A 13,886-nucleotide genomic window follows, 5' to 3' on the forward strand; every position below is an offset into this window, starting at 1 on the left:
GCCGGCCGCGTCGCTTCCACTACCCGCATCCCCCGGCCGGGGCCCTCCACTCCAGAGCAGGCGCAGATGAGCGCAACCACCGCACGCAAGATCGGCCCGGTCCTGGCGACCTTCGTCGTCGCCAACAACATGATCGGTTCGGGCTTCTTCCTGTTGCCGGCAACGCTGGCCAAGTCCGGCGGCGTCACCGCGCTGGCGTGGCTGGTGTGCACGGTGCTGGCGATGATGCTCGGCGGCGCCTTCGCCCGGCTGGCCAGGCACCACCCGGACCTGCAGTCGCCCGACGATTACGTGCGGCCGTCGCTGGGTCGCGACGCCAGCTTCCTGGCCACCACGATGTACTGGGTGTCCTCTTGGATCGGCAACAACGCGATCGCGGTGGCCGCGTTCGGCTACCTGGTGATCCTGCTGCCGATCGACGACAGCCCCGGCGTGCGCCTGGGCGGCCAGATCGCGCTGATCTGGCTGATGTTCGCGCTGAACCTGCTCGGGCCGCGCCCGATCGCGCGCTTCCAGTCGATGTGCGTGGTGCTGGGCCTGCTGCCCGTGGCGGTGATCCTCACCGCCGGCTGGGCCTACTTCGACCCGGCGCTCTACCGCGCCGCATGGAACGTGTCGGGCCAGTCGGACCTGGCGGTGGTGATGCACTCGCTGGCGCCGATCTTCTGGGCGTTCGTCGGCCTGGAAACCGGGGCGATGGTCGCCGGCGTGGTCGACGACCCGGACCGCAACGTGCCCCGCGCGACCCTGGGCGGCATCGCCATCGCCGGCGTGGTCTACCTGGTGTCCTCGGTGCTGATGATGGGCATCGTGCCGGTGGCCGAGCTGGCCGAGTCCGGCGCACCGTTCGCGCTGGTGGCCGGCAAGATGTTCGGCGCCTGGGCGATACCGCTGATCGCCGCCGCCGCGGCGCTGAAAGCCACCGGCACCCTGGGCGGCTGGATGCTGGTGACCGGCGAATCGGGCGCGCGCGCCGCCCAGCGCGGGTTCCTGCCGTCGGTGTTCGGACGGCTGCGCAGCAACGGTTCGGCCGGCACCGGGCTGTTCATCATCGCCACGCTGATGACGCTGCTGGCGGTGGTGACCATGTCGCCGACGGTGTCCGGCCAGTTCGAGACCCTGATCGAGATGGTGGTGATCCTGGTGGTGATGGCCTACGCGGCCGCCGGCCTGAGCCTGCTGCTGGGCACGCCGGAGCGCCCGGCAACGCGGCGCGAACGCGTACTGGGCATGGGCGCGCTGGTGGCCTGCGGGCTGCTGGTCTACTCCACGCCGGGCAAGACCCTGGTCGGCGGCCTGGTGATCGCACTGCTGGCCTGGGCCGCCTACCGCGGGTTCGCGCGCAGGCCACCTCCGCCGGCGCGGTAGACTGCGCACCATGAACAAGCCCCTGCCTTACGACCCGGCGGTCCTGCGCAAGCGCGCCGAGTCGATCATCTCCAACGTGCGCGAGCTGGCCCAGCTGGGCTGGACCCCGGCCACCAGCAGCAACTTCTCGCTGCGGCTGGACGGCGCCCATGCGGCGATCACGGTGTCCGGGCGCGACAAGGGGCGGCTGGTCGAGGACGACATCATGGTCGTGGACTTCGACGGCCGCGCCGTCGGCCGGCCGCTGCGTCCGTCGGCCGAGACCCTGCTGCATACCCAGCTGTACCGCCGCTTCCCGGAAGTGGGCTGCGTGCTGCATACCCATTCGCTGGTGCAGACGGTGGCTTCGCGCCTGTATGCCGGCGCCGGGCACATCCGCCTGGAAGGCTACGAGCTGCTCAAGGCTTTCGAAGGGAACAGCACCCACGAGATGGCCATCGACGTGCCGGTCTTCGCCAACACCCAGGACATGAAGGTGCTGGCCGCCCAGGTCGACGCCCTGCTGGACCGCCAACCGCTGTGGGGCTACCTGATCGACGGGCATGGCCTGTACGCCTGGGGGCGGACCATGGCCGAGGCGCGCCGGCACCTGGAGGCGTTCGAATTCCTGTTCGCCAGCGAGCTGGAGCTGCGCAAGCTGGGTGCGCGCGGCTGAGTCCCATCCTGCGGCAGGCGCCGGCCGTTGCGCCGGCGTTGGCGGAGGCGTCGGCCGCAGCTGGTAACCTTTGCGGTCCCCCGGCGCCTCGCGCGCCAACGCAAGCGAGACCCTCCATGAGCCGACTGCGCATCTTCGACGAGAACGATCCGGGCCAGCCCCTGTTCGCCAGCAGCGACGGGCCGGCCATTGCCGCCGAACTGGAGAAGATCGGCGTGACCTTCGAGCGCTGGCAGGCCAACCAGCCGATCGCGCCGGGCGCCACCCCCGAGCAGGTGATGGACGCCTATCGCGCCGACATCGACCGGCTGGTGGCCGAGCGCGGCTTCAAGACCGTGGACGTGGTCAGCATCGCCCCGGACAACCCGAACCGCGGCGAGATGCGCAGGAAGTTCCTCGACGAGCACTTCCACAAGGAAGACGAAGTCCGTTTCTTCGTCGCCGGCTCGGGCCTGTTCACCCTGCACGTGGACGGGAAGGTCTACGAGATCGAGTGCGTGAAGGACGACCTGATCGCGGTGCCGGACGGCACCAGGCACTGGTTCGACATGGGCGAAGAACCCAGCTTCGTGGCGATCCGCTTCTTCACCGAGCCGGATGGCTGGGTCGGCCACTTCACCGGCACCGACATCGCGCAGAAGTTCCCGCGCTACGAACCGGCGGCCTGAACCCCACCGGCATGATCCACCCGCGCCCCTCGCATCGAGGGGCGCTCCACGTCCCGGCCGACCATGACCCTCGCCATCCTCACCGACATCGAAGGCACCACCAGCTCCATCTCCTTCGTGCGCGACGTGCTGTTCCCGTACGCGCGCCGCGCCCTGCCCGGCTTCGTCCTCGAGCACGGGCACGAACCGCAGGTGCGGCAATGGCTGGACGCGGTGGCCACCGAGGCCGGCGGCCTGTGCCAGGACGCGATGATCGTGGAGACGCTGCAGGGCTGGATCGACCAGGACCGCAAGCACACCGCGCTCAAGGCGCTGCAGGGCCTGGTCTGGGAAGCCGGCTACCGCAACGCCGACTTCACCGCGCCGATCTATCCCGACGCGGCGCAGACGCTGCAGCGCTGGCATGCGCTCGGCCTGCCGCTGTACGTGTACTCCTCCGGCTCGGTGCCGGCGCAGAAGCTGTTCTTCGGCCACAGCGACGCCGGCGACCTGACCGGGCTGTTCTCCGGCTGGTTCGACACCGAGACCGGTGGCAAGCGCGAGGCCGACAGCTACGCGCGCATCGCCGGCGCCATCGGCGTGAAGGCGCACGACATCCTGTTCCTGTCCGACGTGGTCGAGGAACTGGACGCGGCGCGCGCGGCCGGCATGCAGACGGTGCTGGTCGATCGTCCCGAGGACTACCCGCAGCCGCGCGCCGGCGACGCCGCGCACGGGCACACCCACGTGGCCAGCTTCCTCGAAGTCGAACTGCCGCTCTAGCCGCGGTGGACGCCTCCCGCAACGCGACCCTGGCCGGACTGCTGGCGATCCTGCTGTGGTCGTCGCTGGCCCTGTTGACGGTGGCCACCGACGGCCTGCCGCCGTTCCAGGTGCTGGCGATCGCCTTCGCGGTCGCCGGCGCGCTGGGCCTGGTGCGCGCGGGCCTGCGCGGGAAGACGGGATGGTCCGAGCTGCGCCAGCCGGTTTCGGCGCTGGCGCTGTCCACCACGGCGCTGTTCGGTTACCACGCGCTCTATTTCATAGCGCTCAAGCGCGCGCCGGCGGTGGAAGCCAACCTGCTCAACTACCTGTGGCCGCTGCTGATCGTGGTCTTCGCCGGCTTCCTGCCGGGCGTGCGGATCCGCCCGTTGCAGTGGATCGGCACCGGGCTGGGCCTGGCCGCGGCGATCCTGCTGGTGACCGGCGGCCAGCGCGTGACCGTCAGCGCCAGCCACCTGCCCGGCTACCTGGCCGCGATCACCGCGGCGGTGGTCTGGGCCGCCTATTCGGTGCTCAACCGGCGCCATGCGCAGGTGCCCAGCGCGGCGATCACGGTGGCCTGCGTCGGCGTGGCCGTGCTCGGCGCGTTGGCGCACCTGGCCATCGAGACCACCGTGGCGCCCACGCCGCTGCAGTGGGGCGCGCTGCTGTTGATGGGCATCGGCCCGACCGGCGCGGCCTTCTGGCTGTGGGATACCGGCACCAAGCGCGGCGACATCGCCCTGCTGGGCAGCCTGTCCTATCTCGCGCCGCTGCTGTCCACGGCGTTGCTGGTGCTGTCCGGCCGCGTGCAGCCGCACCCGGTCCAGGCCATGGCCCTGGCATTGCTGCTGGCCGGCGCCTGGCTGAGCACGCGCTCGCGGCGCCACGGTTGAGGACGCTTCGCGTTCGAACAAGGGCCGGCGTGGCGGGCTGGACTGCGCGCCACGCAGCCAGCCCGCCTTCCCGGGCACGCCACGCCAACCGCTTGCCAGCCAGCCTTTCGCCAGCCAGCCGCGCGGATACGCCAGGAGCGCCCCTTCCGGGGCGTTTTGCATGTCAGGGCGCTGCGTCCTGCAGCGAGTACGTGGTGCTCGCCGCCGTCTCGCCCTTCCAGCGGTCGAGCGCCCGCACCTCCACCCGGTGCTCGCCTGCGGACAGGTCGGTCGGCAATGCGCCGCGCCACAGGTGGGTGGATGGCACCGCCTCGGGAGAGCGATCGAAGCCACGCAGCGTCGTGGCCAGGTCGTCGGCCACGTTCTCCACCAGCAGCCGCGGATCGGTGCGCTCCACGCGCCGCATCGGCTTCCACGGCCCACCGTCCACCCGGTACTCCACGCGCGTGTCGGCATCGCCCATGAACACGTTGGCGAACACGCCCCACGCCGGATACGCTCCACGCCGCAGCGAACGCGGCGCGTGCAATGCGATGGCCTGGGTGAACGCGGGCTGGTCGACCGGCGCGCGAGCCGGATGGTAGGCCAGCGAGTAGCCGCCGTCCCCGCCCACCGTCAACACCGCATAGCCGTTCGGCGTGCCATCGGCCATGGTCGCATCGGGAATGCCCTGCGCATCCGGCGCGCCGGACCAGAACGCGCCGCAGGCCGCGCCGACGTTGTATTCGTGCAGCGGCGCGGGGCCGTGCCAGCCATCCCTGGCCGCATGCCAGTAGTGCTGCTGGACGTGGCTGTGCCCGCTGAGCAGCAGCACGTGCGGCCGGTCCTTGAGCAGCGCGAACAGGCGCGCGCGGTCGGCGGCGCGGAAGGTCTCGCGGCCACCGGTGTCGAACACCGGGACATGCATGCCCAGCACCAGCAGCCGTTCGCGCGGCAGTTGCGCCAGGTAGCGGGCCAGGAACTGGAACTGGTCCTCGCGCAATCCGCCGATGTAGCCCGGGCCCTGCCCGGGCTGCACGATCACGTCATCGAGGAACACGAAGGCCGCATCGCCCTCCTCCACCGCGTAGGTATCCGGACCGTAGGTCGCGGTCCAGCTGGCCAGCGAACCGGCATCGGTGGTCGAGCCCGGATCGACGTCATGGTTGCCTGGCACGTGGAACCACGGCACGCCCAGCTGCACGGTGACCGCGTTGAGTGCCGGGTACAGCTGCACCTCGTCGTCGACCAGGTCGCCCAGGGTCACGCCCAGCGCCGCCGGATGCCGGCCTACGATCGGCGCGACGATGTCGCGCCGGTAGTAGTCGATGTCGTGCTCGCCCTTGACCTGCGGGTCGGTGAACAGCAGCACCTGGACGTCGTCGGCGCCGGATCCGCCGGTCGCGCTGCCCGGTCGCGCGCCCCCGGCCAGGCCGAAATCCAGATCCACGATGCCCGCCTCCGGCACTTTGCGCCAGAACGCGGGCAATCCATCGGCAGCGGCGACGAAGCGATGGCCCGCGGGCTTGATCACGAACACATGTCCGCCTGGGTCGGCGTCGATGCGGAAACGTCCCTGCGCATCGGTGCGCACGATGTGCATGCCATTGGAGACGGCCACGTCCGCCACGCCGTCATCGGCGCTGCCACGACCGGGCCTGCCGTCGCGGTCCAGGTAGACATGGCCCGATACGGCGACCTTCGCGCCGGTGGCGGCCGGCTGCGCGCGCGCGGGAACGACGGGCACCAGGGCCAGCAAAGCGATGATCAGGTAGCGGGTCCGCATGGCGGCTTCGGGCAAGGGAGCCTGCGATTGTAGGAGCGGGCCCGGCCCGGCAGCCACCTCCACGCCGCCGGCCACGCGCGATACCTTGTCCGTGCGATGTGCCGAGCTCAGCCCCGGTGCCGCAGCGCCAGCACCTCGACCGCATCGGCCAGCGACAGGCCACGCGCGTGCAGCAGCACGGTCAGGTGGTAAACCAGGTCGGCCGATTCGCCGAGCAATTGCTCGTCGTTCTGCGACACCCCGGCCAGCGCGGTCTCCACGCCCTCCTCGCCGACCTTCTGCGCGATCCGGCGCACGCCGGCCTCGAACAGGCGCGTGGTGTAGCTGCCCTCCGGGCGTTCACGCGCGCGGCCGGCAACCAGCGCGTCGAGTTCGCCGAGGAAACCCATGTCGGTCGCGACGGCAGCCGGCGACTGGGCCACGGCCGGCGAGTTCGGAAAGCAACTGGCGCGCTGCAGGTGGCAGGTCGGTCCGCGCGGGCGCGCCAGGACCAGCAGCGCATCGGAATCGCAATCGGTGCCCACGCCGACCAGCTCAAGCACGTGCCCGGAGGTCTCGCCCTTGGTCCACAGGCGCTGCTTGCTGCGGCTGTAGAAGGTGACCAGGCGCTTGGTCAGCGTCGCCTGCAATGCATTGCGGTCCATGTAGCCGAGCATCAGCACCTGCAGGCTGTCGGCATCCTGGACGATCGCCGGCAACAGGCCATCGCCCTTGTCCCAGTCCAGCGACTCGGGCAACAGCGCCGGACCCGCTACCGCGCGTGGCGCCGGCGTCGTGCCAGGAATGGCATTCGCATGCGTAGCCAGGGAATCAGACATCGCGCACCTCGATATCCCGGTCGCGCAGGAATCGCTTCAGGCCGGGGATGGGAATGGCCCCACTATGGAACACGCTGGCGGCCAATGCACCATCGACGTCGGCCTGGTCGAATACCTCGGCGAAGTGATCCATCCCGCCCGCGCCGCCGGAGGCGACCAGCGGTACGTGGCACACGTCGCGCGCCTGGCGCAGTTGCGCGATGTCGTAGCCACGACGCACGCCGTCGCTGTCCATGCAGTTGAGCACGATCTCGCCGGCGCCCAGGCGCTGGGCCTCGGCGATCCAGTCCAGGGTACGCACGCCCAGTGCGCGGGTCTTTTCCGGATCGCCGGTGTTGGTGCGCACGCGCCACTGGCCATCGGGCTCGCGGACCGAGTCGATGCCCACCACCACGCACTGCACGCCGAACGCGTCGGCAAGCTCCGACACCAGGAGCGGGCGCTCGAGCGCGGGCGAATTGACCGAGATCTTGTCGGCGCCGGCATGCAGCACGCGGCGCGCGGTGCCCACGTCGCGGATGCCACCGGCCACGCAGAACGGAATATCGATCAGCCGGGCCACCCGCTCGACCCAGGCATAGTCCACCGAGCGCCCTTCCGGGCTGGCGCCGATGTCGTAGAACACCAGTTCGTCGGCGCCCTGGTCGCGGTAGCGCAAGGCCAGCTCGACGATGTCGCCCATGTCGACATGGTCGCGGAAGCGCACGCCCTTGACCACGCGCCCGTCGCGCACGTCCAGGCAGGGAATGATGCGGCGGCTCAGCACGGCAGCACCTGCTCATCCAGTGCGTCGGCCAGCGAGAGCCGGCCTTCGAGCAGCGCACGGCCGAGCACCGCCCCCGAACAGCCGGCCAGTCGCGCGTTGCGCACGTCGTCGACGTCGCGCACGCCACCGGACGCCTGCACCGCCACGCCCGGGGCCAGCGCGCGCAGGTGCTGGTAAAGGTCCAGGTTCGGCCCGGAGAGCATGCCGTCGCGGTCGATGTCGGTGCACAGCAGGTGGCGCAGGCCCGCGCGCACGTAGACCGGCAGCAGTGCGTCGAGGGTGCCGCCGGCATCTTCGGTCCAGCCGTGCACCGGCAGCTTCCAGGTACCGTCGGCATCCTGCCGGGTGTCCAGCGCAACGGTGATGCGCTCGCCTCCGAACTCGGCCAGCCACGCGGCCACCGCTTCCGGCTCGCGCACCGCCAGCGATCCGACCACCACGCGCGAAGCGCCCGCCTCCAGGATCCGCAAGACGTCCTCGCGCGAGCGGACGCCTCCACCCGTCTGCACCTGCAGGCCGGTGTCGCGGGCGATGTCGGCCAGCAGCGGCGCCAGCGTGTAGCCGCCGGCCTTGGCCGCATCCAGGTCGACCAGGTGCATCCAGCGTGCACCGGCGGCGGCGAACGCCGCGGCGCGCGGCAGGGGGTCGTCTCCGTATTGCGTCTCGCGGGCGTAGTCGCCTTGCGCCAGCCGCACCACGCGGCCACCGCGCAGGTCCAGCGCGGGATAGAGCGTGAACGAACCCATCAGAAATCCATCTCCAGGAAATTGCGCAGGATCCGCGCACCGGTGCCGGCCGAACGCTCCGGGTGGAACTGCGCGCCGCAGTGCCGGCCCCGCTGCACCACCGCGGTGAAGAGCCCGCCATGGTCGCAGGCGGCCACCGTGTCGGCGGTCACCGGCGCGGCATAGCTGTGCACGAAGTAGGCGCTGTCGCCCTCGCCGACGCCGTCCAGCAACGGCGAACGGCGCAGCGGGCGCAGCTGGTTCCAGCCCATGTGCGGCACGCGGATGCCCAGCGCCGGTGTCAGGTGCCGGACCACGCCCGGCAACAGGCCCAGGCATTCGACTTCGCCTTCGGCCGATCTTTCGTACAGCAACTGCATGCCCAGGCAGATGCCCAGCAGCGGCGTCTTGAGCTGCCGCAACGGCTCGACCAGCCCCTGCGCGCGCAGCCGTCGCATCGCCTCCGGGGCGGCGCCCACGCCGGGCAGGATCACGCGGTCGGCGCCGGCCAGCCCGGCCGCATCGTCGACCACCCACGGGCGCACGCCGAGGCGCTCGAGCGCATAGCAGACCGAACCGAGGTTGGCGCCGCCGGCATCGACCACCGCCACCTTGCCCGTGGGAACCGCGCTCACAGCACCCCCTTGGTCGAAGGCAGCGCATCGCCATCGCGGCGTATCGCCTGGCGCAGCGCGCGCGCCAGCGCCTTGAAGCTGGCCTCGATCTTGTGGTGGTCGTTGTCGCCGTCGACGCTGAGGTGTAGGTTCATTCCGGAGGCATCGCACAGCGACCGGAAGAAGTGCGGCACCAGTTCGGTCGGCATGTCGCCCACGCGCTCGCGCCTGAACTGCGCCTCGTAGACCAGGTACGGCCGGCCGCTGAAATCCAGCGCCGCGCTCGCCCGGGTCTCGTCCATCGGCAGGGTGAACCCGTAGCGGCCGATCCCGCGCTTGTCGCCCAGCGCCTCGCGCAGGGCCTGGCCCAGGGCCAGGGCGGTGTCCTCGATGGTGTGGTGCTCGTCGATGTGCAGGTCGCCTTCGGCGTGGATCTTGAGCTCGAAGCCGCCGTGCTTGCCGATCTGCTCGAGCATGTGGTCGTAGAACGGCAGGCCGGTGTGGACCTGCGGATCGGCGGCCCGGTCCAGGTCGACCTCCACCCGGATCCGGGTCTCCCGGGTGCTTCGCTGCACGAGCGCGCGGCGCGGGGCGTCGGCCAGCTCGTGCGCGATTCCGGCCCAGTCCCACTCCCCGCCGAACTGGGGGGTCTTCAGCTGGAAGGCGCGGATCCCCAGGTTGGCGGCGAACTGGTTGTCGGTGGGCCGGTCGCCCACCATCGCCGAGCGCTTCCAGTCGATGCCGCGGTCCTGGATGTAGGGCAGCGCCAGGCCGATGGCCGGCTTGCGGGTCGGGCTGTTCTCGTGCGGGAAGCTGCGGTCGATCAGCACGTCGTGGAAGACGATGCCCTGGCTTTCGAACACCTGCATCATCAGTGCATGCGGGCCGTCGAAGCTGGCCTGCGGGTAGCTGTCGGTGCCCAGGCCATCCTGGTTGGTGACCATCACGAAATGCCAGCCGGCGTCGCGCAGCTTCAGCAGCGCCGGGATCACGCCGCGCACGAATCGCAGCTTCTCGTAGGCATCGATCTGGAAATCCGCCGGCTCCTCGATCAAGGTGCCGTCGCGGTCGAGGAACAGGACCGGGCCATTGATCCCACGCGTGCTCATGCGACGGCTTCCTTGGCATCCAGCGCGGCGAGCACGCGGTCGTTCTGTTCGGGGGTGCCGATGCTGATGCGCAGCGCATCGGACAGCCGCGGCGCGGCACGCTGGTCGCGCACCACCACGCCGGCGGCCAGCAGCCGGGCGAAGGCCGCGTCCGCATCGGCGAAGCGCACCAGCAGGTAGTTGCCGTCGGAGGGATAGACCCGCAGGACGCCGGGCAGCGCCGCCAGTCCATCCTGCAGGCGCACGCGCTCGCGCCGCACCTCGGCCACGCGCGCCGCGGTGCGCGCCAACGCCTCGCCGGCCAGCCCTTCGAGCGCCAGTTCCGCGCACGGCGTGGGCACCGGATACGGCGCCTGGCATGCGCGCAGCACGCGGACCAGCACCGGATCGGCGATCAGCACGCCGATCCGCGCGGCCGCCAGCGCGTGGGCCTTGGACAGGGTGCGCAGCACCGCGATGTTCGCGTTCGCCGCCATCAGTCCGGTGGCCGACGGCTGGTCCGAGAACTCCCCGTAAGCCTCGTCGACCACCACCAGCGCCTGCCCGGCCAGCCGTGCCGCGAGCGCGGCGATCCCTTCCAGCGGCACGCTGCCGCCGGTCGGGTTGGAGGGCGAGCACAGGAACACCAGCTTGGCCCCACCGTGCCCGGCCGCGGTGGCCACGGCATCCAGGTCGACCGCGAATCCGTCCGGCCCGTCGACCAGCGGCACTTCCAGCAACGGCGCACCCTGCAGCCGCGCACTGACCGCGTACATGCCGAACACCGGCGGCGTCACCACGATCGCGTCGCGACCGGGTGCGCACAGGGCGCGCACCAGCAGGTCGATCGCCTCGTCGCTGCCGCGCCCGACTAGTACCTGCGAAGGATCGCAGCCATACAGGCGGGCCAGCGCCTGGCGCAATGCCGGCGGCTGCGGCTCCGGATAGCGGCGGCTGCTGCCGGTGGCGTCGGCCGGGTTGGGCCACGGGCTTTCGTTGGCATTGAGCCAGACCTCGCCGCGCAGGTCGGTCGTGCGCGCCGACGCATAACCGCCGAAGCCGCGCAGGTCCTCGCGGACGAGGCCGAGCAAGCTGCCCGGATCCATGGGACTGCTCATGCGTCCGCCGCCTCCAGCCGCAAGGCGACCGCGTTGGCATGCGCGTCCAACCCCTCCGCCCGTGCCATCGTTACCGCGCATCCGCCGATGGCGAGGATTCCCTCGCGGCTGGCCGCCTGCACGCTGACGCTGTTCTGGAAGCTGGCCACGCTGACCCCGCTCCAGGCCCGCGCCGCGCCGCTGGTCGGCAGGACGTGGTTGGTGCCGCTGCAATAGTCGCCCAGCGCCTCGGGCGTCCAGTCGCCGAGGAAGACCGAACCGGCGGCCTCGACCCGGTCGAGCCAGGCACGCGGTTCGCGCAGCGCCAGGATCAGGTGTTCGGGCGCATAGGCATTGCTGATGGCGAACGCGTCGGCCAGCGAATCCACGCGGACCAGGCGCGAGGCTGACAGCGCGCGGCGCGCGATGTCCGCGCGCGGCAACGCGGCCAGCTGCGCGTGCAGCTGCTGCTCGACCCGGTCGATCAGCGCGGCGCTGTCGGACAGCAGCAGGACCTGCGAGTCCGGCCCGTGTTCGGCCTGCGAGAGCAGGTCGGCGGCGACAAAGGCGGCATCGGCGCCGGCGTCGGCGATCACCAGCACCTCCGACGGACCGGCGGGCATGTCGATCGCCGCGGCACCGGACTGGGCCACCTGGCGCTTGGCCTCGTCGACGTAGCTGTTGCCGGGCCCGAAGATCTTGTCGACCCGGGGCACGCTTTCGCTGCCGAAAGCCATCGCCGCGACCGCCTGCGCGCCGCCGAGCTTGAACACCCGGTGCACGCCCGCCAGCCGGGCCGCGACCAGGACCGCCGGATCGGCCGTGCCGTCGCTGCGCGGCGGCGTGCACAGCACGACCTGCGGGCAACCGGCCAGCGCCGCGGGGATGCACAGCATCAATGCCGTCGACGGCAGTGGCGCGCTGCCAGCGGGCACGTAGAGGCCGACGCGCGGCACGGGACGGATCATCCGTTCGCAGACCACGCCCGGCGCGGTCTCCACCGCATAGCCGGCGGACATGCCGGCGCGATGGAACGCCTCGATCCGCTGCGCCGCCTCGACCATGGCCTGGCGCAGCGCGGGCGCGACCGCTGCCTCGGCCGCGGCGAACTCGGCCGGCGCCACTTCGAAGGCATCCAGTTCGACCCGGTCGAAACGCAGGGTCAGCTCGCGCAGCGCCTGGTCGCCACGCCCGCGCACGTCGGCGAGCACCGCGGCCACCGCCTCGCGCGTGGCCGCGGCCACGACCTGCACCGGACGGGTCAATGCACGGGCGCGAGCGGATTCATCGAGCGCCGACCATTCCAGCCGGCTCCAAGGCAGGGCGTCGTCGGCGGTGCGCGCGATCATGCCAGCGACCTCTCGACCGCGAGCACCATCAGCCCGCGTGCACCGGCACGCTCGAGCTCTTCCAGCCGCTGCCAGCTGACGGCGCCGTCGCACATCGCCTGCAGCGACAGGGCGCCGTTGCTGCCCGGTAGTTCCACCAGCGGCCCGGCGTCATGCAGCAGGCGAGCCAGGGCCGGCACCGATTCGCGCTCCGCGCTGAACATCAGCAGCTTGCGGTCCTTCATCTGCAGCACGCCATCCACCCGGCGCAGCAGCATCTGCGCCAGCCCGGCGCGCGCGTCGTCGAAGCCGCCGGCCGGACCGGCCAGCACTGCTTCGCTGTCGAGCAGGGTTTCCACCGGCTTGAGGTGGTTGGCGGCCAGCGTCGCACCGCTGGATACCAGGTCGCAGATCAGGTCCGCGGTGCCCAGGCGTGGTGCGATCTCGACCGAGCCGGACAGCTCCACCACCTGGGCATCGATGCCCTGCCCTTCCAGCCACTGGCGCAGGATCGCCGGATAGCTGGTGGCGATGCGCAGGCCCTGCAGCTGTTGCGGACCCTGCCAGCCCCAGTCCTCGGGAACGGCGAGCATGAGCCGGCACTGGCCGAAGCCCAGCCCGCGCAGCGCGCGATAGGCCGGCGCCAGCCCGTTGCGCTCGCGTTCGCCGGCCTGCTCGTCCAGTTCGTTGCGACCGACCACGCCCAGGTCGCAGACGCCGTCGGCGATCAGGCCGGGGATGTCGTCGTCGCGGACCAGCAGCAGGTCCACCGGCAGCGATTCGCCATAGCAGAACAGCTTGTCGCGGCTTTCGCGCCAGCTCAGGCCGCAGGCCGCCAGCAGGCTGCGCGCCGGCTCGGCCAGGCGGCCGCTCTTCTGGATCGCGATGCGCAGGCGGTCGCGCGAGGCGGTGCCGAGGGGGGGATTCATGGGGATTCCTTGCGGACGGTCGCGTTCGCGTCGGCCGGCAGTGCCAGCGCATAGCCGCCGGCGCCCCGCTCCAGGGTGCGTGCGACCCGGCCGATGGTGGTGACGCTGACCTGGGTCAGGTCGTGGATTTCGCGGTACGGCATGCCCTGCTGCAGCAGCGGCACGACCCGCCAGCGGTCGGTCATGGCCTCCAGCTCGGCCGGCGTGCACAGGTCGGTGAGGAAGGCCTGGAACGCCTCCGCCCCACGCAATCCGGCCAGCGCCACGGCCAGGGCCTCCAGCCTGGCCTCGCTGTCGTCTGCAGTGTCCCGGGTTCGCCGCTTCATGGCTGGCTTGCCTAATGTATTAACGTGCTAATACATTAGATGACGAATTGGTCACTGGTCAAGCATCGTGGCCGCTACACTGCGCCGGTCGCCCAGGCGATG

Annotated in this window: 15 protein-coding genes; 5 read left to right on the forward strand and 10 right to left on the reverse strand. The window is 71.2% G+C overall.

From position 1 onward, the window contains the following. Positions 1-66: 66 nt before the first annotated feature. The 5 genes from ABKA19_RS11060 (at position 67) to yddG (ending at position 4,328) form a co-directional block, all read left to right on the forward strand. Positions 67-1,368: an amino acid permease gene (locus ABKA19_RS11060; protein ID WP_353688942.1), complete on the forward strand. Its 1,302-nt coding sequence runs from the start codon at positions 67-69 to the stop codon at positions 1,366-1,368. A 10-nt stretch (positions 1,369-1,378) separates the two neighbouring features. After that, positions 1,379-2,023, forward strand: a complete 645-nt coding sequence (locus ABKA19_RS11065; protein ID WP_353688943.1) for a methylthioribulose 1-phosphate dehydratase — start codon at positions 1,379-1,381, stop codon at positions 2,021-2,023. Positions 2,024-2,139: 116 nt separating this feature from the next. Next, entirely contained in the window at positions 2,140-2,691 is a 552-nt protein-coding gene (locus ABKA19_RS11070; RefSeq protein ID WP_353688944.1) for a 1,2-dihydroxy-3-keto-5-methylthiopentene dioxygenase, read from the forward strand. Between the two features lie 63 nt (positions 2,692-2,754). Further along, entirely contained in the window at positions 2,755-3,453 is a 699-nt protein-coding gene (gene mtnC, locus ABKA19_RS11075) for an acireductone synthase (RefSeq protein WP_353688945.1), read from the forward strand. Positions 3,454-3,458: 5 nt separating this feature from the next. Then, positions 3,459-4,328, forward strand: a complete 870-nt coding sequence (yddG, locus tag ABKA19_RS11080; protein ID WP_353688946.1) for an aromatic amino acid exporter YddG — start codon at positions 3,459-3,461, stop codon at positions 4,326-4,328. 163 nt (positions 4,329-4,491) lie between these two features. Here yddG and ABKA19_RS11085 read toward each other — a convergent pair whose 3' ends face one another. From ABKA19_RS11085 to ABKA19_RS11130, 10 genes are all read right to left on the reverse strand, one after another. After that, positions 4,492-6,093, reverse strand: coding sequence for a calcineurin-like phosphoesterase C-terminal domain-containing protein (locus ABKA19_RS11085; RefSeq protein ID WP_353688947.1), 1,602 nt, complete (start codon positions 6,091-6,093; stop codon positions 4,492-4,494). A 107-nt stretch (positions 6,094-6,200) separates the two neighbouring features. Further along, entirely contained in the window at positions 6,201-6,911 is a 711-nt protein-coding gene (gene hisIE / locus ABKA19_RS11090; protein ID WP_353688948.1) for a bifunctional phosphoribosyl-AMP cyclohydrolase/phosphoribosyl-ATP diphosphatase HisIE, read from the reverse strand. Further along, positions 6,904-7,677, reverse strand: coding sequence for an imidazole glycerol phosphate synthase subunit HisF (gene hisF / locus ABKA19_RS11095; protein WP_353688949.1), 774 nt, complete (start codon positions 7,675-7,677; stop codon positions 6,904-6,906). The genes hisIE and hisF overlap by 8 nt, the downstream gene beginning before the upstream one ends. Next, the gene (hisA, locus tag ABKA19_RS11100) at positions 7,671-8,423 is read right to left on the reverse strand and encodes a 1-(5-phosphoribosyl)-5-[(5-phosphoribosylamino)methylideneamino]imidazole-4-carboxamide isomerase (RefSeq protein ID WP_353688950.1); all 753 of its coding nucleotides are present in this window, start codon (positions 8,421-8,423) and stop codon (positions 7,671-7,673) included. The genes hisF and hisA overlap by 7 nt, the downstream gene beginning before the upstream one ends. Then, positions 8,423-9,013: an imidazole glycerol phosphate synthase subunit HisH gene (hisH, locus tag ABKA19_RS11105; protein ID WP_353689011.1), complete on the reverse strand. Its 591-nt coding sequence runs from the start codon at positions 9,011-9,013 to the stop codon at positions 8,423-8,425. Before hisH ends, hisA begins: the two co-directional genes overlap by 1 nt. 20 nt (positions 9,014-9,033) lie before the next feature. Beyond that, complete coding sequence (gene hisB, locus ABKA19_RS11110) at positions 9,034-10,125, reverse strand: bifunctional histidinol-phosphatase/imidazoleglycerol-phosphate dehydratase HisB (protein ID WP_353688951.1); 1,092 nt, start codon at positions 10,123-10,125, stop codon at positions 9,034-9,036. Beyond that, the gene (hisC, locus tag ABKA19_RS11115; RefSeq protein ID WP_353688952.1) at positions 10,122-11,222 is read right to left on the reverse strand and encodes a histidinol-phosphate transaminase; all 1,101 of its coding nucleotides are present in this window, start codon (positions 11,220-11,222) and stop codon (positions 10,122-10,124) included. The genes hisB and hisC overlap by 4 nt, the downstream gene beginning before the upstream one ends. Then, positions 11,219-12,550: a histidinol dehydrogenase gene (gene hisD, locus ABKA19_RS11120; RefSeq protein WP_353688953.1), complete on the reverse strand. Its 1,332-nt coding sequence runs from the start codon at positions 12,548-12,550 to the stop codon at positions 11,219-11,221. Before hisD ends, hisC begins: the two co-directional genes overlap by 4 nt. Next, on the reverse strand, positions 12,547-13,458 hold the full coding sequence (hisG, locus tag ABKA19_RS11125; protein WP_353688954.1) for an ATP phosphoribosyltransferase: 912 nt from the start codon (positions 13,456-13,458) through the stop codon (positions 12,547-12,549). The genes hisD and hisG overlap by 4 nt, the downstream gene beginning before the upstream one ends. Further along, on the reverse strand, positions 13,455-13,784 hold the full coding sequence (locus ABKA19_RS11130) for a YerC/YecD family TrpR-related protein (RefSeq protein ID WP_353688955.1): 330 nt from the start codon (positions 13,782-13,784) through the stop codon (positions 13,455-13,457). The genes hisG and ABKA19_RS11130 overlap by 4 nt, the downstream gene beginning before the upstream one ends. Between the last annotated feature and the right edge of the window lie 102 nt (positions 13,785-13,886).

The organism is Pseudoxanthomonas sp. Soil82, assembly GCF_040446535.1.
GTDB classification, from domain to species: domain Bacteria; phylum Pseudomonadota; class Gammaproteobacteria; order Xanthomonadales; family Xanthomonadaceae; genus Pseudoxanthomonas; species Pseudoxanthomonas kaohsiungensis.

Excerpts from the sequence above, each read along its gene's own strand:
- ABKA19_RS11070 (WP_353688944.1), top strand. The coding sequence starts at position 2,140 with ATGAGCCGACTGCGCATCTTCGACGAGAACGATCCGGGCCAGCCCCTG.
- hisIE (WP_353688948.1), bottom strand. The coding sequence starts at position 6,911 with ATGTCTGATTCCCTGGCTACGCATGCGAATGCCATTCCTGGCACGACG.
- hisB (WP_353688951.1), bottom strand. The coding sequence starts at position 10,125 with ATGAGCACGCGTGGGATCAATGGCCCGGTCCTGTTCCTCGACCGCGAC.
- ABKA19_RS11065 (WP_353688943.1), top strand. The coding sequence starts at position 1,379 with ATGAACAAGCCCCTGCCTTACGACCCGGCGGTCCTGCGCAAGCGCGCC.
- ABKA19_RS11130 (WP_353688955.1), bottom strand. The coding sequence starts at position 13,784 with ATGAAGCGGCGAACCCGGGACACTGCAGACGACAGCGAGGCCAGGCTG.
- ABKA19_RS11060 (WP_353688942.1), top strand. The coding sequence starts at position 67 with ATGAGCGCAACCACCGCACGCAAGATCGGCCCGGTCCTGGCGACCTTC.
- hisG (WP_353688954.1), bottom strand. The coding sequence starts at position 13,458 with ATGAATCCCCCCCTCGGCACCGCCTCGCGCGACCGCCTGCGCATCGCG.
- hisA (WP_353688950.1), bottom strand. The coding sequence starts at position 8,423 with ATGGGTTCGTTCACGCTCTATCCCGCGCTGGACCTGCGCGGTGGCCGC.
- mtnC (WP_353688945.1), top strand. The coding sequence starts at position 2,755 with ATGACCCTCGCCATCCTCACCGACATCGAAGGCACCACCAGCTCCATC.
- ABKA19_RS11085 (WP_353688947.1), bottom strand. The coding sequence starts at position 6,093 with ATGCGGACCCGCTACCTGATCATCGCTTTGCTGGCCCTGGTGCCCGTC.
- hisC (WP_353688952.1), bottom strand. The coding sequence starts at position 11,222 with ATGAGCAGTCCCATGGATCCGGGCAGCTTGCTCGGCCTCGTCCGCGAG.
- hisD (WP_353688953.1), bottom strand. The coding sequence starts at position 12,550 with ATGATCGCGCGCACCGCCGACGACGCCCTGCCTTGGAGCCGGCTGGAA.